Origin of the sequence: Neptuniibacter pectenicola (assembly GCF_001597735.1) — a bacterium.
Lineage (GTDB): Bacteria > Pseudomonadota > Gammaproteobacteria > Pseudomonadales > Balneatricaceae > Neptuniibacter > Neptuniibacter pectenicola.
The window spans coordinates 182,113-204,854 of the sequence record NZ_LUTS01000007.1 but is presented as its reverse complement, the minus strand read 5'-3'; the positions used below and the strand labels follow the sequence as shown (position 1 = coordinate 204,854).

Annotated in this window: 17 protein-coding genes; 5 read left to right on the top strand and 12 right to left on the bottom strand. The window is 46.0% G+C overall.

Features of this window, described 5'->3' with window-relative positions; translation table 11 throughout:
• Nucleotides 1-9: 9 nt before the first annotated feature.
• Entirely contained in the window at nt 10-450 is a 441-nt protein-coding gene (locus A3773_RS11140; RefSeq protein WP_067986000.1) for a hypothetical protein, read from the bottom strand.
• 3 nt (nt 451-453) lie between these two features.
• Nucleotides 454-879, bottom strand: a complete 426-nt coding sequence (locus A3773_RS11135) for an acyl-CoA thioesterase (protein WP_067985997.1) — start codon at nt 877-879, stop codon at nt 454-456.
• Between the two features lie 215 nt (nt 880-1,094).
• Between A3773_RS11135 and trxC the strand changes: the two genes are divergently transcribed.
• The 3 genes from trxC (at nt 1,095) to hmuQ (ending at nt 4,043) form a co-directional block, all read left to right on the top strand.
• Complete coding sequence (trxC, locus tag A3773_RS11130; RefSeq protein ID WP_067985995.1) at nt 1,095-1,523, top strand: thioredoxin TrxC; 429 nt, start codon at nt 1,095-1,097, stop codon at nt 1,521-1,523.
• A 7-nt stretch (nt 1,524-1,530) separates the two neighbouring features.
• On the top strand, nt 1,531-3,672 hold the full coding sequence (locus A3773_RS11125) for a Tex family protein (RefSeq protein ID WP_067985993.1): 2,142 nt from the start codon (nt 1,531-1,533) through the stop codon (nt 3,670-3,672).
• Nucleotides 3,673-3,740: 68 nt separating this feature from the next.
• Nucleotides 3,741-4,043 (top strand): heme-degrading protein HmuQ, encoded by a 303-nt coding sequence (hmuQ, locus tag A3773_RS11120; protein ID WP_067985991.1) that lies wholly within the window; start codon nt 3,741-3,743, stop codon nt 4,041-4,043.
• 78 nt (nt 4,044-4,121) lie between these two features.
• Here hmuQ and A3773_RS11115 read toward each other — a convergent pair whose 3' ends face one another.
• The 7 genes from A3773_RS11115 to A3773_RS11085 all read right to left on the bottom strand — a co-directional run bounded on the left by A3773_RS11115 (nt 4,122) and on the right by A3773_RS11085 (nt 12,184).
• On the bottom strand, nt 4,122-4,871 hold the full coding sequence (locus A3773_RS11115; RefSeq protein ID WP_067985988.1) for a phosphate/phosphite/phosphonate ABC transporter substrate-binding protein: 750 nt from the start codon (nt 4,869-4,871) through the stop codon (nt 4,122-4,124).
• 10 nt (nt 4,872-4,881) lie between these two features.
• The gene (locus A3773_RS11110) at nt 4,882-5,343 is read right to left on the bottom strand and encodes a PAS domain-containing protein (protein ID WP_067985986.1); all 462 of its coding nucleotides are present in this window, start codon (nt 5,341-5,343) and stop codon (nt 4,882-4,884) included.
• 34 nt (nt 5,344-5,377) lie between these two features.
• On the bottom strand, nt 5,378-5,740 hold the full coding sequence (locus A3773_RS11105; protein ID WP_067865400.1) for a roadblock/LC7 domain-containing protein: 363 nt from the start codon (nt 5,738-5,740) through the stop codon (nt 5,378-5,380).
• 64 nt (nt 5,741-5,804) lie between these two features.
• Nucleotides 5,805-6,437, bottom strand: a complete 633-nt coding sequence (locus A3773_RS11100; RefSeq protein ID WP_067985983.1) for a hypothetical protein — start codon at nt 6,435-6,437, stop codon at nt 5,805-5,807.
• Between the two features lie 34 nt (nt 6,438-6,471).
• Nucleotides 6,472-8,106 (bottom strand): hypothetical protein, encoded by a 1,635-nt coding sequence (locus A3773_RS11095; RefSeq protein ID WP_067985981.1) that lies wholly within the window; start codon nt 8,104-8,106, stop codon nt 6,472-6,474.
• A 22-nt stretch (nt 8,107-8,128) separates the two neighbouring features.
• The gene (locus tag A3773_RS11090) at nt 8,129-8,593 is read right to left on the bottom strand and encodes a hypothetical protein (protein WP_067985979.1); all 465 of its coding nucleotides are present in this window, start codon (nt 8,591-8,593) and stop codon (nt 8,129-8,131) included.
• A 795-nt stretch (nt 8,594-9,388) separates the two neighbouring features.
• Nucleotides 9,389-12,184, bottom strand: coding sequence for a bifunctional aconitate hydratase 2/2-methylisocitrate dehydratase (locus A3773_RS11085; RefSeq protein ID WP_067985977.1), 2,796 nt, complete (start codon nt 12,182-12,184; stop codon nt 9,389-9,391).
• 887 nt (nt 12,185-13,071) lie between these two features.
• Here A3773_RS11085 and acnA point away from each other — a divergent pair.
• Nucleotides 13,072-15,789 (top strand): aconitate hydratase AcnA, encoded by a 2,718-nt coding sequence (acnA, locus tag A3773_RS11080; RefSeq protein WP_082800607.1) that lies wholly within the window; start codon nt 13,072-13,074, stop codon nt 15,787-15,789.
• A gap of 282 nt (nt 15,790-16,071) precedes the next feature.
• Here the strand turns inward: acnA and cysB are convergent, their stop codons facing one another.
• The 3 genes from cysB to rluC all read right to left on the bottom strand — a co-directional run bounded on the left by cysB (nt 16,072) and on the right by rluC (nt 19,230).
• Nucleotides 16,072-17,046 carry an HTH-type transcriptional regulator CysB gene (cysB, locus tag A3773_RS11075; RefSeq protein WP_067985975.1) on the bottom strand — a complete coding sequence of 325 codons (975 nt, stop codon included), beginning with the start codon at nt 17,044-17,046 and terminating at the stop codon, nt 16,072-16,074.
• A gap of 101 nt (nt 17,047-17,147) precedes the next feature.
• Nucleotides 17,148-18,248: a DNA-binding protein gene (locus A3773_RS11070; RefSeq protein ID WP_067985973.1), complete on the bottom strand. Its 1,101-nt coding sequence runs from the start codon at nt 18,246-18,248 to the stop codon at nt 17,148-17,150.
• Between the two features lie 16 nt (nt 18,249-18,264).
• Nucleotides 18,265-19,230 carry a 23S rRNA pseudouridine(955/2504/2580) synthase RluC gene (gene rluC / locus A3773_RS11065; RefSeq protein ID WP_067985971.1) on the bottom strand — a complete coding sequence of 322 codons (966 nt, stop codon included), beginning with the start codon at nt 19,228-19,230 and terminating at the stop codon, nt 18,265-18,267.
• Between the two features lie 515 nt (nt 19,231-19,745).
• Between rluC and rne the strand changes: the two genes are divergently transcribed.
• Nucleotides 19,746-22,673, top strand: a complete 2,928-nt coding sequence (rne, locus tag A3773_RS11060) for a ribonuclease E (RefSeq protein WP_067985969.1) — start codon at nt 19,746-19,748, stop codon at nt 22,671-22,673.
• Nucleotides 22,674-22,742: the final 69 nt, after the last annotated feature.

The following is a 22,742-nucleotide window of genomic DNA, read 5'->3' as shown; positions in this document are numbered from 1 at the left end:
TTGAGTCCGTTAACTTAAGCCTGACAACAGATTGGTCAGCGCCGTTTTTGCATCAGCACAGTGGTATACCTCTGCATATACATCCTTATGTTCATACATGATCTCTAGAACACTGGCCCGATCCGCCAAGATAAAAATGGCCATATCATCGCCCGTATCCTCCCCGTCATCATTCGCTTCAAACTGATAAAAGCCCGGCTCCGGAATCCTAACATCTTCCTCAAAGCCATCAAGGTACTCATCGATCCCCATTTTATGGATCTCTAATACCGTTGAACAACTGAAACAAATAACTTGGTAGGTCAGCGGAACCGATAGGAAATCACGCGTCGAGGCGTACGCTAAATAGAGCTGCTCCCCCGCTGCGGATTGCATCACAAAGTAGGCATAATCACAGCCCGGCTCAAACGCTAAAGAGGCGATTCCCTCCACAGGTACAAAGTGTGTCACAGGTTATATATCCATTACGTAATCAGGAAGATCAGTTTCGGCCGGTACCGGTGTAGGGTTGCCCTGCTCATCGATAGCAACAAACTTAAAGGTAGCTTCGGTTACTTTCTCTCGCTGCCCAATACGGCCGCGTCTTACCCAAGCTTCCACATGAATGTCCATTGAGCTACGCCCAACCCGTGTAACATCAGTATAAACACCCAGAATATCACCCACTTTAACCGGACGGATAAAGCTCATGCTATCTAACGACGCAGTCACAACACGCGCCTGTGCTCGCTGACCGGCACAAATCCCTGCCGCGATATCCATCTGAGACAACACCCAACCACCAAAGATATCACCGGATGGGTTGGTATCAGCGGGCATCGCTATGGTACGTGTCGTTAAGCGCCCGCGTGTTTGTACGTCTGCGTTCTGATCATTCATAAACATCACCTCAAATGGAATGAAAAAGATGGCCGTAGCATAGAGGATTACAGCGCTTTTGGAAAAGCGGATTAAATCATTTGGGGTCAGTAAGGTCGATATATCGCTTTTTATGTGCAAATAAGCATTTTCTGATACGGAAATGCGTTTTTCACTCCATCTAACACGCGATGAGCGGTATTATATTTATAAATTCACGACTAAGAGAAATGCCGATGATCGTTGTCTGTCCTGCTTGCATGACCTCTAACCGTATCCCCGATAACAAATCCCATCTGCAAGGTAAATGCGGAAAGTGCAAAGGGAGTTTGCATACCCATAGCCCGGTGGAATTAACAGACGGCAACTTTGAAAAATATATTAGCCAAAATGAGCTGCCGGTCATTGTCGACTTCTGGGCCAGCTGGTGCGGCCCGTGCCAGATGATGAAACCTATCTTTGAAAAAACCGCCGCAGAATCAGAGATGCTTCTCTTTGCGAAGGTTGATACCGAAAGCGCGCCTAACGTCAGTGGAAATATGCATATTAGAAGCATCCCCACCCTGATTATGTTCCAACATGGGCGTGAGATTGATCGGGTATCAGGTGCACTGCAAGAGCCTCAATTAAAACAGTGGATCTTACAAACGTTACAAAAGGCCTAACCTACAGATGATAAGCCATAAAATTGCTCAAGAGCTTGGCGTTAAGTTAGCCCAAGTTGATGCGGCAATCACGTTATTAGATGGGGGGGATACTGTTCCCTTTATTGCACGATACCGAAAAGAGCTAACCGGAGCGCTTGATGACCAGCAACTCAGGCTCCTCTCTCAACGCTTAGTTTATTTACGAGAACTTGATGCCCGTAGAGCCGTGATTCTTAAAAATATTGATGAGCAATCAAGCCTAAGCCCTCAGCTTAAACAAGCGATCCTCGCCACCGATAACAAAACGCAACTAGAAGACCTTTACCTACCTTACAAAAGTAAACGTAGAACAAAAGCTCAAATTGCACGTGAGGCCCTGCTTGATCAGCTATTAGATAAGATCATTACTCAACCTCACAAATCACCTTCTCAGCTGGGCCAGGGTTTCATCAACCCTGAGAAAGGGTTCCCGAACATAGAGGCCGTATTAGAGGGCACCAGTGCAGTATTGAGTGATCGCATCTGTGAACATGCAGAACTCCTACAGCGCTTACGCTCGACCTTAACCGAGCAGGCCAAGCTTCACGCCACGGTCATTAAAGGCAAGGAGGATAAAGGTGCCAAGTTTAAAGATTATTTTGATTACACCGAGAAGCTTAAACTGATCCCTTCACATCGAATGCTGGCGCAATTACGTGGAGTCAATGACGGCATCTTAAAGTTAAAGCTCCTCATCCCGGATGAAGAGCACTGCCAACAACTGATCTCCCGCTACCTTCAGCTACCCCGCAAAGGCAGCGGCGCTGAATGGTTACAACACGCCCTTGCGAACTGCTGGAAAACACGTTTAAAAAGTAAACTACAAAAAGAGCTGACCCAGCATTACAAAGAGATCGCCGAAACGGAAGCCATTCATGTCTTTAGCCGTAACTTAAGAGACCTATTACTGAGCGCACCAGCTGGCCCGAAAGTCACCTTAGGCTTAGACCCAGGGCTTAGAACCGGCGTTAAAACCGTTATCGTTGACGCAACCGGGAAGTTACTCGCCTATGCGACCATCTACCCCCATGCGCCTAAAAATCAGTGGCAAGCATCCAAAGAGACGCTGTATCAACTGTGCCAGCAACATGCTGTCGAACTCATCAGCATTGGCAACGGCACAGGCTCAAGAGAAACCGAAAAGCTGGTATCCGAGCTATTAAAGGAACACAGCGATATCCACGCCCAAAAACTGATTACTAGTGAAGCCGGCGCCTCTGTGTATTCCGCATCGGAACTGGCGGCACATGAGTTTCCTGATCTCGACGTCACTATACGTGGAGCGGTATCCATTGCCCGACGCTTACAAGACCCACTTGCAGAACTGGTTAAAATTGAGCCTAAAGCGATCGGCGTTGGCCAATATCAACACGACGTTAATCAAAACCAGTTATCTCAACAACTGGAAACCGTTATTGAAGATTGTGTAAACGCGGTAGGTGTTGATCTTAACAGCGCATCAGAAGCACTCTTAACACGGGTGTCGGGGTTAAACCAAACCCTTTCCAACAACATCGTTCAATACCGTAATGAGATTGGCCGCTTTACATCTCGAAGCCAATTATTAAACGTGCCTCGTTTAGGGCCTAAAGCCTATGAGCAGTCGGCGGCGTTTCTCCGGATAAGCAACGGAACACAGATACTCGATAACTCGGCAGTACATCCTGAGTCCTACCCATTGGTAAAGCTCATTGCTCAACGTAGCCAGCGAGCGGTGTCACAACTTATCGGTGATAGGGAGCTGTTAGCGCAACTTGATCCCGCCGACTTTATCAGTGATGAACATGGGCGCTACACAATTACAGATGTATTGGCTGAATTAGAGAAGCCGGGACGCGACCCTCGTCCTGAGTTTAAAACCGCTAACTTGCGCGATGATGTAGAAACAATGGCGGATCTACAGGAAGGGATGAAACTCGAAGGAACGGTAACGAATGTCACCAATTTTGGCGCATTTGTAGATATCGGCGTGCACCAAGACGGGCTCGTGCATATCTCTCAGTTGGCAGATACCTTTGTTAAAGACCCCCATAAGATTGTTAAACCAGGACAGATTGTGACCGTGAGGGTTATTGAGATCGACCTTAAACGAAAACGAATTGCCTTGAGCATGAAGGCTGAGCAATAACCCTAAACATACAGTCACGACAATATGGGTTATATTAATTATTTTTAATATCGCTAGGTAGGCTATCAATGTACGTTGCAATGAATAGATTCAAAATAGCATTAGGGAAAGAAGCGGACTTTATTAATATCTGGAAGAACCGCGAAACATTTTTAGATGAAGTGCCCGGCTTTAAAAGCTTTAACCTTCTTCAAGGTAAAACCGATGAGACATGTACGCTGTTCGCCTCTCATAGCGTCTGGGCGTCAGAAGAAGCCTTTATTGGTTGGACTAAATCGGATGCGTTTAGAAAAGCCCATGCGAACGCAAAGCCCGCTACTGATATCTATTTAGGCCCACCCTCCTTTGAAGGGTTTAGCGCGGTACTCTAAGTACTCGTTCTACGTTAACGCTAAACGCGGCAGAGCAACTACGGTTGTAGGTTGCTCTGCAACGCTGAATAAACCTTGTTATTCATCGAGTAGCGTATCAATCAGATCGATCATAAACTCGGTTTCCTCTTCAGTCATCACTTCCCAACCGAGAAGGTTCATACTTTCAAGGACACTACGCCCCTTTTCATCATCCGCCATTTTAACTAGGCGTTGTTGAATTTTAGGCGCATATTTTTGCAACTTAGGGCAAAGAAGCAAAGTATGATGAACAACACTAATCTCACTGCTCACAAGTATCTTCATCTGACTTTTAATCAGATCCGATAGCTCATCGTAGGCATCTTTTAAAAAGAAGCCGACCTCTGCATTTTTGTTCAACACATTTTTAGCGACAATCACATAGCTATCAACGGTCGTGGTTTCAGTATTGGTTTGATCTAAATCTGCTGGTTCCAACATGATCATGCCGATGCGATTAACATCAGGATCATCCGTGGCGACCAACTGAGCACCCGGCTTTAAATCTTCGACACATTGAAGAGGCGAATCTTTATGGGTCGCAATAATAGTCTCATCAGGTTTAGATATAGGACGAACAAGCGCTTTAAAGCCCAGTTCACGCACCAACATAGACGCATCAAAAGGATTGGCATAAACCAAATCAAACTTACCCGATTTGATATCTTGACGCTGTGCATCAAAGCAATCATAAAGCTCCAGATGAACACCGGTACCTAATTGCCGTTGCAGCCACGTATTAAAGATAAACCAACCAGAGATATGATCAGGCGCGAAATCGGGACTAACGGTTAAATTTAATGTCATGAGGGTTCACCTACCTAAGTGTTTTATATAACGCTTCACTTTCAGAAATTTTACTGCGTGAAGGTTTACGCCTCACCGAGGTGTACCCGACAACCACACCATTACGTATATTTGGAATGACCGTGGCTTTAACCCAATAATAAGCACCATCTTTACGTAAGTTCTTTACATAACCATGCCACTTATTACCTGCTTCAATTGTTTCCCATAAACCGGCAAAGGCCACCGCTGGCATATCGGGATGTCGAAGTATGTAATGATTAGTACCAATCAACTCCTCTTCTGTATACCCAGACATCTCCACAAATGCTTGATTAGCATGGGTGATAATCCCTTGAGTATCCGTACGAGAAACGATCAGCTTTCCTTCAGGATAAGGAACCTCGCGATCAAGAACTGTCGCCTTGCGAGAGGTTCCATCATGATAGTTGATGACTATATCACGAACATCTTTCATATCATGTTCAGGCATCAATAAACCTATTCTGTTGTTTGGAAAAAACGGTTTAGAGGATCTTCCCTATCGCCTCTGCTGCACGTTTAACATCCAAAAAGATTAAGCCGAGACGAGCATTCGGTTTAGCAACAACCGTCAATACTGATTCATCATTTGCATGCGTCATCAATATGTAACCTTTGTCACCTTTAACGAGTACTTGTTCTAGCTCTCCACGGGCAAGTTCAGTAGCAGTTCGCTCACCTAATGAAAGCATTGCTGCACTCATTGCACCAACTCTATCTTCATCCAGACCTGCTGGAAGAAGAGCTGCGATCATCAGACCATCCGTTGATATGACAGCGGACGCTTCAATTTCAGCTGAAGTTCCGTTCAAGTCACTCAGTATAGAGGTCAACATTTCTGAGCGCATATACTTACTCCTTTAATGTAAGGCGTTAAAATACAGGAATTTAAAATTTGATTATTGATCAACATCAATAATCAAGATAGCGCCGCGCTAGGGCACTTAATAAATCAACATAATTGTTATGATTAAGTCGAGGCATCTGATCAATAACCAGCACAAAGCGCTGATGACCAAGATGAATAACCCAAAAACCAACTTGACTCAATCCTACAGGATCAAGCATTCCCCATGACTCACCCATAAAGGCAAGGTCACGGTTAAGAAGAAGACTATGTCTTTCATGCAGGGAACTCACATCAGCGGCTAAAGCGCATAAGGCTTCAGCATGATCGGGATCATAACCTGTAGAACCTAGACAAAACCCATGATCGTCAGCTAACGCAACTTTAGAAGTACTGGATAAATTAGCAAGCAATCCGGGAAGAATCTTCTCTATGGAATCATCCACAACACGTACAGGTGTATTACATAACTGTACAAAATTCTTCTCTAGTAATTTATCAAAAAGCTCTTTAGCTTCCGCTTCTTCTAAGTCAGTCAACTCCATAATGAGTTCATGGCTATAAGGCAGCGATACATCCGTACTGAGAAGCTGCAATAATAAAGCCCTGGCATCATCAGGTTCGGAGCCTACAGTAGCGTAGAAGGCACCTGCCGGACAGATTTGAATAAACTGATTCTGAATAGTAGCACTTGTCACAAATTAACTCCGAAGCCCATCGTCTAACCCTGGTTCATTCCTGAAACCATCCAAGTGAATATGCACCCGACATGAATGAAAATACAACACGTTGAGGAACATCTAGTATTCTTACAACATCTAGCGCAGATAAACTGTGCTCAGCCCATACATCACTGATCTCTTCACCACTTGGCAATGGCAGAAAGCGAACAAAATCAGGCTTGGTCGATAATTGCATACTTCTTTCGGGATCCATCCCAGTAAATAACCGTCCTCTCGCTGTCCAGATAGCCACTTTCCAGATCAACGTTTTCGCATCTTCAATGAGATGCTTGTTTTTATTGTCTAACTCAAGCTCGCTGTGTGCTTCAAGATCAAGCTCTTGATACCCAAAACGCGTTAACGCGAGCTGATTTAAGAAATCGTCGCTGAATGTAGAGTAAAAGACATCTTCATCCGGCAGAAAATACATTGTGCCCGGCAACCCGGTTATCTCTACCGGCTGCTCCATCTTCCGCGCCAGCTCTACTGACTCCATCATTTTAACAAGCAGAGAGTCTTCAACACTAAAAAACACGCGGCGGCGTTCTTCTTTTTTACTCAGGTCCGCATCACCCGCATTACCACAGCGCTGCAGAACCTCTTCTGCGGTTAACGCATGCTGTACATAGGATTGGCTACCCGCTTCTAGCGCATCAACGTCTAAACTATCCACCTCAAACTCAGCGGGTGTAGTTTCAGCCTCATGGACGGGTGCCTTATCGGCTGATGGCTTTTGCTGCGCTTTTTTCTCTTGCTCTAAACGAACCCGCTCAAGCCGCTCTTTGTTGATACGTTCCTGCTCTATGCGGACTTGTTCGATCCGTTCCTTTTCTAAACGCGCTTTTTCTAGACGTTCGCTTTTTAAGCGCTCACGTTCCAATTGTTCGCGTTTCAAACGTGCTTGTTCTGCACGCTCTTTCTTTAAATTCTCTTGCGCGATCCGCTCTTTCTCTAAACGGGCCTGCGCTAATTTTTCTTGCTTTAAGCGTTCTTGTTTTAGCTTTTCAAGCTTTAGCTCTTTCAGCTTAAGCGCTTTTTTCTTCGCAATAAGCAACTTTGTCTGCTCAAGCTTTTCCGCTTCTAGCTTGGCAACCAACTCAGCTTCTTGCGTTTTGATCTCATCTTCAAGCTGCTTAACTAAACGATCAGAGGCGCTAACCACTAAATTACCGCGTATTAGCTTTTGCTTCAGGGCTTCACTTTTTCGTTTTTTGGAGTATTGACCCCCACGATAAAAGTCCACATCGCCTGAACGCACCTGCGGCTCTGCGTGTTTTTCTTCGCCTGAAACATGAGTAGCATCAACCCCGGGTGTTTCTACCTCAAAGCGTCGAACTAAATTAAGTAAATCTTCTGAGGTATGAGGTTTTTTAAGCAGAATAAAACCATCCCAATTCAGGTCCCTAATGCTGATAACAATTTTATAAGCATCCTGAAACTTTTCATTGATCTGTTGCTGTACATCAGTGTCTTTATTTGCTTGATCGCCATTAACGATAATGATAGCCGCGCGACTTGCGGTCACAAGTTCACAATCGACGGCAGAAGAAAAACAATACTCAAGCATCGCTTGATTAGGCCCCATAAAGCCTTCTAACGCGATCTTTCGCACATTCTCTAACTGATTGTTTCTTCTTATACTCATTTAAGACCAGCTACCCTTTGTGTCATCCATGTAAACTAGCAGGCTGAAAGCGTCCATTAATTAATACGGAGTGCTTCGTGGAGAGTTTAGACAAACCCTCTAAATTATCTTCATTAATGGCACGTTCTATAATTTTTCGAACATCGGGCTTCATCACTGATTTCGCCTGTTCAAAAAGTCTTTTCCGTAATGTAGCGCCTTTTTTACCCAGCACTAATAAGAAATCAGCAAACGCGCCTTCGAGTGCTTCGCTATCGTAGCAAGCAATCGACAAGTAAATCCGCTTAGTATGAAGACGTAGTTTGTCAGGCTCCGCTGCAACCATACGGGTAAAATGATACAAGATCCGCTTCCCTTGATGACCTTTATAAATAAGATACCGAGGATGCTGTGCGTCGAACGCGGCTTGGATGCGACCCGTGTTTGGGCTATCAAAATCTGAATTTAGCTCCCAATCAGCTAGTGCATCCCAAATTGGAGAATTCAAGGCTCCCTCCTATCCTATAATTATCGTTCTAACGATGAGAAAGATGTAAACAACTGTTTGTTTATATCCTGACAAACGGAAGATTACAAATCTATTGGCCATATATTACATATATTAATAGAATTTAATTCGATTTTTTAACTTTAATCATTCTTCTATTGATATAGATAAACATCTTACAATTCAACCCTCTACCCTAAATTCATCAGAAAGTATTAGTGTAGATATCATAAATAACCTTCACTTTTACACTGTCATTAGATGGAATTTTCCCGCTAATCCACAATCGATTTCTAGCATTACTAGACGATAATACTGATGACCATTACGACCCAAAGAGTATACATATATGAACTCAAACAGCCGCGCCGGTTGAACGACAAAAGCAGCCGCTAGGCGCGATCAGGCACGCTGAGAAACGGAACGGGGGCTTCGCGAGGCTAAGCCTTCAATACAGAACAATAGCAATAAGAGAGCTAAGCTTACCCGCTAGGCGTCTGCGGCATAAGACTGACATTTGAAGAGACGCCAATAAAACGGCGTTGGTATGTGATAAAAACCCATCGATATTAGCTTTAAAGCCGTCGCCAGTATCTTGCTACGGAGGCAATAATAGATGGAACAAAACCCTATCAGGCGCGGGCGATGATTGGGGCGATACTCATGCAGCAATACCTTTGACGAAAAACGCGGCCAACGAAGCGTTAGTCATCTAAGCTCAAAATAAAAAACCAACCGACAAAAATAAAAAAGCCCTGAAGAATCAGGGCTTTTCTGTTAACGCGTTATCAGTAATTAGATACGCACAGCAGGGATCGCTGTATGCGCTACACTCAAGTCTTCACTTGGTGGAGCAAAGGTAGTCAGGTCAATACCCTCAACCGCTTCTTTGTACTCTTCTAGAGTCGGGAAACGACCTAGGATACAAGACAGCACAACCATTGGAGTAGAGCCCAGCAGAGACTCACCTTTCTTACCTGCTGCATCTTCCACAACACGCCCCTGGAACAGACGAGTAGACGTAGCCAGCACGGTATCACCCGGTTCTGCTTTTTCTTGGTTACCCATACATAAGTTACAGCCAGGACGCTCCAAGTACATAATATTTTCGTACTTGGTACGTGCTGCTTCTTTTGGATTCTCATCAGAGAATTCGAAGCCAGCAAATTTCTCTAGTAACTCCCAATCACCTTCTGCTTTCAACTCGTCAACGATGTTGTAAGTCGGTGGCGCAACAACCAGCGGCGCTTTAAAGGTAATTGGTCCTTTCTTCTCTAGGTTACGCAGCATCGCAGCGATGATCTGCATATCGCCTTTGTGAACCATACAAGAACCAACGAAGCCTAGATCAACCTTACGGCCATTGTAGTATGAAGCAGGACGAATCACATCGTGAGTGTAACGCTTAGAAACGTCTTCGTTGTTAACGTCTGGGTCAGCAATCATTGGTTCATTGATGACGTCTAGATCAACAACAAGCTCAGCGTAGTACTTAGCGTTATCATCTGGAGCCAGAGCAGGCGCTTCGCCAGATTTCACTTCAGCGATACGCTTGTCTGCTAGATCAATTAGACCCTGCAGCATGCGAGCTTCGTTATCCATACCTTTATCGATCATGATCTGGATACGAGACTTAGCCAGTTCAAGAGACTGGATTAAGGTATCGTCAGTAGAGATACAGATAGAAGCTTTCGCTTTCATTTCTGCAGTCCAGTCAGTGAAGGTGAACGCTTGGTCAGCTAACAGCGTACCGATCTGTACTTCGATTACACGACCCTGGAATACGTTTTCGCCACCGAACGTCTTCAGCATCTGCGCTTGAGTCGCATGTACGATGTCACGGAAATCCATGTGAGGCTGCATCTTACCTTTGAAGGTAACCTTCACAGACTCAGGAATTGGCATGGCAGACTCACCTGTCGCCAATGCGATCGCAACCGTACCGGAGTCAGCACCGAACGCAACACCTTTAGACATACGAGTGTGAGAGTCACCACCGATGATGATTGCGCGGTCGTCAACTGTGATATCGTTTAGTACTTTGTGAATCACGTCAGTCATGGAGTGATAAACGTGTTTCGGGTCACGCGCTGTGATAACACCGAATGCGTTCATGAACGCCATCAGCTTAGGCGTATTTGCCTTAGCTTTGTTATCCCATACAGAGGCTGTGTGACAACCAGACTGGAAGGCACCATCAACACTTGTAGAAATCGTAGAAGCGGCCATCGCTTCCAGTTCCTGACAAGTCATAGGACCCGTAGTGTCCTGAGAACCTACAATGTTCACTTTAACGCGAACGTCAGATCCCGCGTGCAACGGCGTAGAAGACGCTACACCAACTGCGTTACGGTTGAAGATCTTCTCAACAGCCGTTAGGCCTTGACCTTCGATAGAGATCTCTTTAGATGGCGCGTAAACAGCCGGTGCTTCAACGCCTAGCGTTTCCGCAGCGAACGTTTGCAGTTTCTTACCGAAAGTTACCGCGTAAGAACCACCCGCCTTCATGAATTCCACCTTTTGAGGTGTGAAAGCATCTGCTACGTCAACCAGTTCCTGGTCGCCGTTGTACAATTTCTTAGCTTTAGTATCGATGGTTAGAACCGTACCTGTCGCAACAGAGTATGCTTCTTCCAGAACCGGGTCACCATTTTCGTCACGAACAACGTCGCCGTTTGCGTCAGTTTTCTTAACCCAGTTTTTTAGATCTAGACCGATACCGCCAGTTACACCAACAGTGGTCAGGAAGATAGGTGCGATACCGTTAGTACCTGCAACGACCGGACGGTTGTTGATGAATGGGATGTATGGAGACGTTGGTTCACCTGCCCATAGTGCCACGTTGTTTACACCCGACATACGGGAAGAACCTACGCCCATAGTGCCTTTTTCAGCGATCAGCATCACTTTAGCGTCAGGGTGTTTCTTACCTAGTTCAACAATTTCTTGCTGAGCTTCCGGAGAGATCATGCACTTGCCGTGTAGCTCACGGTCTGCACGCGAGTGAGACTGGTTACCTGGAGAAAGAAGGTCAGTAGATATATCGCCTTCAGCAGCAATATAGGTAACAACGTCGATCTTCTCTGGGATATCATCCAGTTTGGTGAAGAACTCAGCTTTTGAGTAACTTTCCAACAGCTCTTTAGCGATGGCGTTACCCGCTTTGAAAGCGTCAGCCAGACGAACGTAGTCTGCGTCGTACAGGAATACCTGAGACTTCAGAACTTCACCCGCAGCTGCCGCCTGAGCATCATCAGACAATGCGATATCCAGCAATACTTCAACAGAAGGACCGCCTTTCATGTGAGATAGCTGCTCAAGCGCAAACTCAGGAGAGATCTCTGCAACCTTTTCTTTACCCAGAACGATATCTTTCAGGAAAGCCGCTTTAACGACAGCCGCTGGTGTCGTACCCGGTAGCGTGTTGTAGATAAAGAAGTTCAAAGATGCTTCGCGATGTTCATTACCAACGTCTTTAATCTGGGCAATGATTTCAGAAAGTAGCTCAGCGCTATCAATCGGTTTGGGATTCAGGCCAAGGTCCTTTTTACGAACCTCTATTTCTTCTAGGTAGTCAGAATAATAACTCATAGCGTAAAGCGTCTCGTCTCAATTAATTCTAATTATGAATCAGTAATATATTATAAGGAAAAAGCGACAAACAGCTCAATGAAAACAATTTAAATAACGCTTATAGTCGATATAAATAAAATAAATACAAACAAAATCAATTAGTTATAGATGGTATACATTGGTTGTAGGCTTACATGTTTTTTTACAAATGTTGCTGGGCCGCGCCTTTGTTGAGAACAACAATCATTTAGAGTGTGTGTTTAATTTTTAGGATCAACCAAGAAGCGTCAATTATTGCGTATTACACAGCAGATTAACTGACTCCCGTGCCTATAGCGATTTAATCGACACTGGGAGAATACGCATTATACTCGGCTTGTCGTCACTCTCATTGAATACACCGCCTCTGAGTGCCACCGAGGAGGTGTATAGTTGTACCAAATTTACGGGCACTCACCGAGTAGGTAGACATAGAGAGTTTTTCGCCTCCCCCATGCACCCTCTTCTATCATTGGCTTGAATCTAGCCGCCAATACAGCTTCGCTATACTTACTTCAATCCTTGATCCTTTATGTATTCAAGTAAATAGCACCACCGTCTTTCTGCGTTATATGAACTCCCTCGACACCCTCCAAACATTTAAAAAAACCATATGCACTAGAAAATAGTCGTAGATTGTATGTAATTATATCAAAAAAGCACCAACAACACTTGTTTTAAGACGATCATCGTCTAACATTGTCGACAATCCAAATAAAGCAATAATTTATGTTGCAGGTAATAACGGTTCGTTTGACGGCTAAATAAACGACTAATAAGGAAATCGAGCAGCCCCAACAATCACCGGGGTCTCGTGCAAAAAAAGTTGTAGAGCCAGAAACACCCCTCTGCGAAAGGTATAATATATGACAAATCTTAGTGATTTCGATCCATCCCGTTCTATTAGAACACTCCCCGGAACAGCGCACCGCTACCATAGCCTTCCAGATACCGCTGAGCTATTTGGTATAAACCTTGATGAACTCCCGTTTTCCCTTCGCCCTATTCTCGAAGGTATCGCCCGCAATGTTGGCCAAAACGGCGTAACCGCTGAGCAGATTCAGGCGCTTGGACACTGGACAGAAGGCCTAGGCACACAGCCGATCGAAATTCCTTTCACGGCAGGTCGCGTCCTGATGCACGACCTGAGTGGCACTCCCGCCATTGTAGATTTTGCGGCGATGCGTTCAGCCGTTCAGCGTATGGGCATGGACCCCGCGATTATTGAACCTTTAGTACGTGCAGATCTTGTTATTGATCATACGGTGACAATGGACAATACCGGTAGCCCTGCTTCTCTCCGAATTAATGGAGAGCTTGAGGCGGCCAGAAATATAGAACGTTATGCCTTTTTGAAATGGGGCGCTCAGGCATTTGAAACCATCAGAATTATTCCCCCGCAAACCGGGATTGTTCATCAGGTAAACCTAGAATATCTAGCACAGGGCTACCTCAACATTAATGGGCTAATGGTGCCGGATACTCTCATCGGTATGGATAGCCATACGCCCATGGCGAACGCCTTAGGCATTGTGGGCTGGGGCGTAGGCGGCATTGAAGCTGGAGCCTCCATGCTGGGCCAACCTATGCAAATGCTGGCACCCGAAGTGGTGGGCGTTGAACTCACCGGCGCATTAAGAGAAGGCGTCACGGCGACAGACTTGGTACTGACGATCACTGAAATGTTGCGCAAATACCCGGGAGGCGTTGTTGGTAAATTTGTTGAATACATCGGTGCAGGGTGTGCCAACCTTTCCCTGCCTGACCGTGCAACTATCGCCAATATGTCGCCTGAATATGGCGCAACTATGGGCTTTTTCCCCTTTGATGAAATCTCTGCCGAGTACCTAAGAGCAACAGGCAGAGATGGCGATCTGCCACTCGCGTTTTATAAAGCACAAAACATGACCTGGACACCGGGTCAGTCTCTGCCTCGCTATACAGACCTTCTTCAACTTGATCTATCCACCGTTGAGCCTTCTGTGGCTGGCCCTAAAAGACCTCAAGACAGACTACCGCTAGCTGAGCTTGGCAACGTTTTCAGAAAAGCAGCGACTGAAAGAGATCGCACGCCTGAAGTAGTTAACGTGACACCCATGAAAGCAGATGACGCAGGTATTTTCGTCCCCTTACCTGAAAGGGAGTTAAAAGACGGCGATATCGTGATTGCGGCGATTACCTCCTGTACCAATACATCGAATCCAGGCTTATTGATTGCCGCGGGCTTGCTTGCCAAGAAAGCGAATGAGCTTGGCATGAAAGTCCCTAATGGCGTTAAAACATCCTTGGCACCGGGGTCACCGGTTGCAACCGACTTTTTAACGAAGGCGGGACTACAACAGCATTTGGATGCATTGGGTTTTAATACTGCCGGTTATGGTTGTACAACCTGCGTGGGTAATTCTGGCCCTCTGGCACCGAGCATTGAAAAAGCATTACAAGACCACGATATTATCGCTGCGTCGGTTTTATCCGGTAACCGGAACTTTGAAGGCCGCGTACATCCGGATGTTGATACCAACTTCCTTATGTCACCCCCGTTAGTCGTTGCAATGGCCATTGCCGGCAACGTCAATATTGATGTGAGCACTCAGCCCATTGGTCAAGATGCAGAAGGAAAGGATATTTTCCTTAAAGATATCTGGCCGAGCAACGCCGAAATTACTCAAACCATGCATGCATGCATGGACCCGAAAACCTTCAGAGAAACCTACGAGAATTCACTCGACGGGCCTGATACGTGGCAGAAACTGGCATCGCCTACCGGCCCTGTTTATGACTGGGATCCCGATTCAACCTACATCCAGGAAATCTCTTTCTTCGACGGTTTTGCAGTGGAAACACCTGAGGACGCGTTAAACAATATCTCAGGGGCGCGCATGCTAGTGATGTGTGATGACAATACAACCACGGACCATATCTCACCGGTAAGCCGTATACGTCCAGACTCCCCTCCGGGTGAGTACCTAATCTCACAAGGCGTTGCCGAGAGCGACCTGACATCACTTGGGGCACGTCGAGGCAACCACCACGTGATGCTGCGTAGTATTTTTGGCAATGGTAAAGCCAGAAACCTGATGTTACCTGGTACCACAGGCGCAGTAACCTGCTATCACCCATCTGAAGGTAAACCTGCTCAAATGTCGATTTACGACGCGGCTGCGCGTTACCGTGAAGAAGGAACCTCCACCGTTGTTTTTGGTGGCAAACTGTATGGCACGGGATCGTCACGGGATTGGGCCGCTAAAGGGCCTGCCTTGCTGGGCGTAAGGGCGATTATTGCTGAAAGCTTTGAACGTATTCACAAATCCAATCTAGTGGGCATGGGTGTTTTGCCGCTGCAGTTACCGCAAGGGGTCACACGCGCTTCGCTCAATTTAGATGGCTCTGAAACCTTTGATTTGAAGGGTATTGATACACTTAAACCAAGGGGATCTGTAGAGCTAACTATTCACAGAGCGGATGGCTCATCTCAGAAACTAGAACTGCTTTCGCGTGTCGATACCTCGTCTGAGCTGGATCAAATACGTCATAAAGGCATCCTACCGATGGTGTTACGCGATATTATCGCCGCAAACACATAACGGAACAGGGCAACGATTATCAAGGCTTAGGTCTGGTATCGTTGCCCTTTTTAAAAACAGCCTGAGACACCCTCCTACTGATATTTAACCTGCGCTATGGCACCCAAGACAGGCCAAGCGTTCGGCTAAACAAATCATGGGATACGTCGTCGATCAGATCAAAAAAACCTCAAGATAGCGCCTCGACTGTGATTCTTACAGTAGAGACTTAATGACGGTAAAGCTCAGACACAAAAAAGGCCTGTTTAAACAAACAAGCCTTCGGTAGAGAGCAACCGCACTTTATAGATCGGGCAGTACCTGATGTGCAAATAACTCATCAATCTCATTTCGATTACTGCATTCTAAGACCTGATGAATCACATCGGGCGTTAAATGCGGAGCGAAGCGCTGGATAAAGTCATACATATAACCCCGCAAGAAGGTCCCCTTCCTAAAGCCAATTTTAGTAATACTCGGCTCAAACAAGTGACTGGCATCCAAACGAACAAGATCACTGTCCTGCTTTTCATCAAACGCCATTGTCGCAACAATACCTACACCTAGACCTAACCGGACATAGGTTTTAATCACGTCCGAATCAACCGCGGTAAACACTACTTTAGGATCTAAGCCTTCATTGACAAACGCCTCATCCAGCTTAGAGCGCCCCGTAAAGCCAAACACGTAGGTAACAATAGGATACTCAGCTAAGTCAGCTAAGGTTAGCTTAGAAATTTGTGTCAGCGGATGGTCTTTAGGCACAACCACAGAGCGGTTCCAGCGATAGCATGGCATCATTATCAGGTCGCTAAAATGGGACATCGCCTCAGTAGCAATCGCAAAGTCAACCGTGCCATCTGCCGCCATCTCAGAGATCTGCATAGGCGTACCTTGATGCATATGTAGAGACACATCAGGATACTCCTTCATAAACCCCGTTATTGTGGGCGGCAAGGCGTAACGAGCTTGGGTATGGGTCGTCGCTACATCTAAGCTGCCTTTGCGCTCATCACTAAACTCTTGTGCAACCTGCTTAATACTTTCGACTTTCTGCAAAATCTCACCTGCAACAGACAAAATCGCCTGTCCTGCAGGGGTGACTCGCGTCAAATGCTTACCGCTGCGCGCAAAAACCTCAACACCTAGCTCATCTTCAAGCAAACGAATCTGCTTACTAATACCAGGTTGAGAGGTATACAAGCTCTGAGCTGTCGCCGACACATTAAGGTCGTGACGAGCTACTTCCCAGATGTATCGCAACTGCTGCAACTTCATCAAACGCTCCAGAAAATAACAACGAGGCTTATGCCTTCGCCATAAGAAATTTAAAATTATTATAACAGTTTAGAATAAATTCAATAGACCAGAAGCCCGACCTAACCGCGTGCATTCAAGCGTCGAATCTCTTCATCTTGGGTAATGATTTTCTTTTCAAGACTGTTAATTTTTGCCAATGAGCGAACAAGCTCATCCTCTTTATCTTTAAACTGAGATCGGATACCGGCTTCACGCCTAGAATGCTCAGACGCTAAGCTCACTTGCTTCTGCCTAGCCCGCCTTATCTCCTCATCCATCATTTTAACTTTATCTTCCAACCTTTTGTTTTTGTTGGATTCGGCAAGCAAGGATGAATTCACTTTGGCCAGCTCTCGCGCCTGACCCGAGGTGTCTTGCTTGATCTGTTTTAGCTCAGTTTCTAAGCTTTTTATCTGCGTTTTTTGCGTGTCATTTTTAACATCTTTCCTAGCCAGCTCAGCCTGCATATCATGGATATTCTTAGTCAGGGCCGATTCTTTTTTACCCACCTCATCCCTAAGTTTTTCCAGCGCGCCTCGATAATACCGCACATCCGCATCAGCCTTACTTACGGCCTCAAGTGTATGCCGCTGCTCCTCTTTAATACGCTGATCAAATGTCCGCTTACTATCGTCATAGGTCTTTCTTAAATGATTAAGCTCTTGCTCAACATTTAAGCGGCTCTGCTCTTCCTGCTTCCTCTGTGACGTCTCCGCCATCAGGTTTGCTTTTAAAACATCAATCTCCGCCTCAAGGGCTTTGACCTGTGTTTCAACATCCTCTTTTTTGTTTGCTTCAGCCCTTAGCTTCTCTTCAAGATCACTTAAGCGTCCTCGGGACTCTTTCAGCGACTCATCGGCTTCGCGACGCACAACCTCCAAACCCACATCATGACTATGCTTATCAACACTAAGCAAGCCATTAGCTTCCTGTACCGCTTGCTGCCATAACTTAGAAAATGATTGTGCCAACGAATCAGGCACCTCAGGAATAACAACATCATTCACATGCAGCGCAATACGCTCAGGTACTAAGCTCCACCAATCATGTAGATCAGCTTCAACTAATTTTTCATCACAACCCAAGGATTCTGAAATAAGCACCGCTGTTGGCTGCAAGCCAGCCAATAACAACCGATCTGCTGTGGAATAAACCTTCTCTTTTAAAGCCAAATCACTCATAAAACACTAAAATCCATTAACTATTCTTGCTCTTAAAACTGTTCACCGCTTTTTGCAAACTGATCTCAAGCGGCGCCTTTATCACTTTGCGTCCACCAGAAGGCAACGGGAACCGCAACTCTGCCGCATGAAGAAATAAACGATTAAACCCATGACTCCGCATAACATCGTTCATTTCATCCGTATTATATTTGGTATCTCCCACAATAGGATGTCCCGCAAACTGGCAATGCACACGAATTTGATGGGTTCTACCCGTTATAGGCCGCGCTTCAATGAGCGTAGCTTGACGACCGAACCGTTCCAGCACCTTAAACTCTGTCAGCGATGCTTTTCCATCTGCGGATACTTTAACAACCCGCTCCCCCGACTTGAGCTCATTTTTCCTAAGCGGCGCATCGATTCGTTTCTTTCTTTCGCTCCACGAGCCCATCACCATGGCATGATAAATTTTAGTGATACGGCTTTTCTGCAACGACTCATGCATCAGTTTCAATGCACTTCTCTTTTTTGCCAGCAAAATACAACCGGATGTATCACGATCAAGCCGGTGGACCAATTCCAGAAACTTAGCTTGAGGGCGCATCTGCCTAAAACTCTCAATCAACCCCAAACTAATACCACTACCACCGTGAACTGCAATCCCTGACGGCTTATTTACGACGATTAGATCATCATCTTCATACAAAACGGCCGCTTCGAGCTGATCGATCAGCTTAGTGCCAATTTTTGAAGGCTCTTGCCGATCAGCTAACCGAACAGGCGGTATACGCACCAGATCATTAAGCTGTAATTTATATTCGGGTTTAACTCGTTTTTTATTAACCCTCACCTCACCTTTACGCACAATCCGATAAATTAGACTTTTCGGCGCACCTTTTAAGGTTGTGATCAAGAAATTGTCGACCCTTTGGCCAGCATTCCCTTCTGTAATTTCAACGAAACGTACTTGATTGGTTGGCGAACTACTTTCTTGCGACATATTTATAATGAAAACCGATTAGCGAATTGATGCTGTAGTTGATAACTGCTATATTCTAGCCCTGCCGTGGCCTGTTGGCTTTATCTTTTTTCAATTGCTGTAATACAGACCCGAAAATCGCGGAAAAAAAACAAATTCTGCTGAAACAAGCGGCAATATCATGAATATAAATTGAGAATAGCTTTTCACCCAGTCGGAAAAACCGGTTGGAGGTAGAGATGCACGTTAGCCAGGAACCTGCTTTAGGGCAGCCACAATTAGAAAGAAGAACATGAGGCTAATGTTTCCTCTACCGAGGACAGTTGCTTCGCCGTTTGCGAAGTAATGCAAAACACATTAAATGTAAGATGCGACTCCAGCTCCAATTTTATTGTTTGAGCAGCTGAAACTCTTATTGAACCGGAAGTGGTGTTAATACCCTAACGGTTTTGATGTTAATAATCGTCCAAAAGACGGGCTTCTGGTCACGATCAGAACCTCCTTACTGCGTGAAGAGCGTTCCATAAGAGAACGCTATGAAAAGAATGCTTATCAACGCAACTCAACCTGAAGAGTTGCGCGTAGCGCTGGTTGATGGACAGCGCCTGTATGACCTAGATATTGAATCTGGATCACGTGAACAGAAAAAAGCCAACATATATAAAGGCAAGATCACACGTATCGAGCCCAGCCTTGAAGCTGCATTCGTTGACTACGGATCAGAACGTCATGGTTTCCTACCACTAAAAGAGATCTCTAAAGAGTACTTCACGCAGCCACCAAGCCGCGGTTCTCGCCCAAGCATTAAAGAAGTATTGAGAGAAGGCACTGAAGTTATTGTTCAGGTTGATAAAGAGGAGCGCGGCAACAAAGGCGCTGCACTCACAACCTTTATTAGCCTAGCCGGTCGTTATTTAGTTTTAATGCCAAATAACCCTAGAGCTGGCGGTATCTCCCGTCGCATCGAAGGTGATGAGCGCACACAACTTAAAGAAGCGCTTGCTGGTGTTAATGTACCTAAACAGATGGGCATCATCGTGCGTACTGCTGGCGTTGGCCGCAGCAGTGAAGAGCTTCAATGGGATTTTGAATACTTAAAAACCCTTTGGACAGCGATCACCCAAGCATCCGACGAAAAATCAGCACCTTTCTTAATCTACCAAGAAAGCAATGTTGTTATTCGTGCGGTACGTGATTACCTTCGCTCAGATATTGGCGAAGTACTGATTGATGATCCCGAAGTATTCGAAGATGCGCGTAACTTTGTAAAACAGGTTATGCCAACCTACGAAAGCAAAATCCGTCTTTACGCAGAGCAAACGCCTCTATTCAACCGATTCCAGATTGAAGCGCAAATTGAAACGGCATTCCAACGGGAAGTCACACTACCCTCTGGCGGCTCAATCGTTATCGATCCAACAGAAGCCCTAGTTTCTATTGATATCAACTCTGCACGCGCAACCCGTGGCGGCGATATTGAAGAAACCGCAGTACAAACCAACCTTGAAGCCGCAGACGAAATTGCTCGCCAGCTTCGCCTTAGGGATATTGGTGGACTTGTTGTTATCGACTTTATCGATATGACACCGATTAAAAACCAACGCGAAGTAGAAAACCGCTTACGTGATGCACTTAAGTTAGATCGAGCGCGTGTACAAATGGGCCGCATCTCTCGCTTTGGTCTACTTGAAATGTCTCGCCAGCGTTTACGCCCTTCTCTTGCTGAAACTCGCGGCGTGGTTTGCCCTCGCTGTAGCGGACAAGGCACTATACGCGACACTGAATCCCTCGCCCTATCAATCCTACGATTGATCGAAGAGGAATCAGGCAAAGACAGAACCGCACAAATTAGAGCGATTCTGCCGGTCACCGTTGCCACTTACCTACTTAACGAAAAACGCCACGCTGTACATGATATTGAAGTACGTCAAAGCGTTCGTGTTGTTATTGTGCCTAATCCAAATATGGAAACACCGCACTATGAAGTCGTTCGTTTACGTGATGACAACACCGTTGCCACCACAAACGATGCAAGCTACACAATGCAGCCAGAACCAACGAACGATGAGCCTATTGAAGCCTCAGCAACCGCTCAAACGGTCGTCCTTCGCGAACAAGCAGCTGTGCGCACTGTTGCGCCATCGACACCAGCTCCAGCACCTGCTGCAGAGGCCAGTGCCACACAAAACGCAAGTGCGAACAACGCAGTGGCAAACAAGCCTGCAAATGCAGCCGGTAAAGCACCCGCAGAACAAGGTGTCGTTGAACGGATTATCGAATTTATTAAAAATATCTTCGGTAGCGCCGAGCAGCCTAAGCCAAAAGCACCGGTGAAAAAAGAAGAAACACCTAAGCCTAAGAGCAAGCGGAATAATGACCGTGGTGATCGCAACGAAAACGGCCGCAACAAACGTCGTCGTCGTGACAATGATCGCAAGCCTAGAGGCGCGCAAAAACAAAATGATGAGATCATTACCGTTAAGCCTGAGCCTGATCAGCCTTTACCAACGACTTCTGATGAGAAACCAAAGCGTAGACGCCGTAAGCGTAAATCTGAACAGGATGCGAGCGATAATAGCCGCAACACTGAAGAGCGCAACACAAACAACAACGCATCAGCTGATAGCGAAGAGTTACCACGTAACCCACGCCGTCGCGGTCGTCGTCGTCGCCCTACTGAACGCACAGCAACACGCTCAAACCCCGTTCAGCAAACAGCCACGTCGGAACGTACAAGCGAAGAAGCAAACTCTGCTGAAACCGCTGACGTAAACACGTCCGTAACTGAAACACTGCAAGATACAAGCACGACTAGCACTGACGTAACAGCGGCAAGCGAAGCCGTTACTGAAACTGCTAACGATGCTGTTGCTGAAACAGCTAGCGAAGCCGTAGCTGAAACTGCTAACGAAACCGTTACTGAAACAGCTAACGAAGTCGTTACTGAAGCAGACAACGAAACCGCTACTGAAACAGCTAACGAAGTCGTTACTGAAGCAGCCAGCGAAGCCGCTACTGAAACAGCCAACGAAGTCGTAGCTGAAACTGCTAACGAAGCCGTTACTGAAACAGCTAGTGAAGCCGCTACTGAAGCAGCCAGCGAAGCCGTTACTGAAGCAGCCAGCGAAGCCGTTACTGAAACTGCTAACGAAGTCGTTCCTGAGACAGCTAGTGAAGCCGTTACTGAGACAGCCAGCGAAGTCGTTACTGAAACAGCTAACGAAGTCGTAGCTGAAACTGCTAACGAAGTCGTAGCTGAAACTGCTAACGAAGTCGTAGCTGAAACTGCTAACGAAGCCGTTACTGAAACAGCCAGCGAAACCGCTACTGAAACCGCTAGCGAAGCCGTTACTGAAAGCGCAAAAGTTCAAGAGGAAGCCCCCGTACGCAAGCGTAGAACACGCCGCGCACCTAACGACCCTCGCGAGCTACGTAAGCGCCAAGAAAGCAAAGCTGATAGCTAGAAACGCTTAAAATAAAAAACGGGGCTTAATAGCCCCGTTTTTTTTGTCGATGAAATGACGTCGTTCTTA

Coding starts and splice junctions, on each gene's coding strand:
- A3773_RS11125 (WP_067985993.1), top strand. CDS start 1,531: ATGATAAGCCATAAAATTGCTCAAGAGCTTGGCGTTAAGTTAGCCCAA.
- A3773_RS11135 (WP_067985997.1), bottom strand. CDS start 879: ATGAATGATCAGAACGCAGACGTACAAACACGCGGGCGCTTAACGACA.
- rluC (WP_067985971.1), bottom strand. CDS start 19,230: ATGTCGCAAGAAAGTAGTTCGCCAACCAATCAAGTACGTTTCGTTGAA.
- A3773_RS11115 (WP_067985988.1), bottom strand. CDS start 4,871: ATGACATTAAATTTAACCGTTAGTCCCGATTTCGCGCCTGATCATATC.
- acnA (WP_082800607.1), top strand. CDS start 13,072: ATGACAAATCTTAGTGATTTCGATCCATCCCGTTCTATTAGAACACTC.
- rne (WP_067985969.1), top strand. CDS start 19,746: ATGAAAAGAATGCTTATCAACGCAACTCAACCTGAAGAGTTGCGCGTA.
- hmuQ (WP_067985991.1), top strand. CDS start 3,741: ATGTACGTTGCAATGAATAGATTCAAAATAGCATTAGGGAAAGAAGCG.
- A3773_RS11070 (WP_067985973.1), bottom strand. CDS start 18,248: ATGAGTGATTTGGCTTTAAAAGAGAAGGTTTATTCCACAGCAGATCGG.
- cysB (WP_067985975.1), bottom strand. CDS start 17,046: ATGAAGTTGCAGCAGTTGCGATACATCTGGGAAGTAGCTCGTCACGAC.
- A3773_RS11110 (WP_067985986.1), bottom strand. CDS start 5,343: ATGCCTGAACATGATATGAAAGATGTTCGTGATATAGTCATCAACTAT.
- A3773_RS11095 (WP_067985981.1), bottom strand. CDS start 8,106: ATGAGTATAAGAAGAAACAATCAGTTAGAGAATGTGCGAAAGATCGCG.
- A3773_RS11085 (WP_067985977.1), bottom strand. CDS start 12,184: ATGAGTTATTATTCTGACTACCTAGAAGAAATAGAGGTTCGTAAAAAG.
- A3773_RS11105 (WP_067865400.1), bottom strand. CDS start 5,740: ATGCGCTCAGAAATGTTGACCTCTATACTGAGTGACTTGAACGGAACT.
- trxC (WP_067985995.1), top strand. CDS start 1,095: ATGATCGTTGTCTGTCCTGCTTGCATGACCTCTAACCGTATCCCCGAT.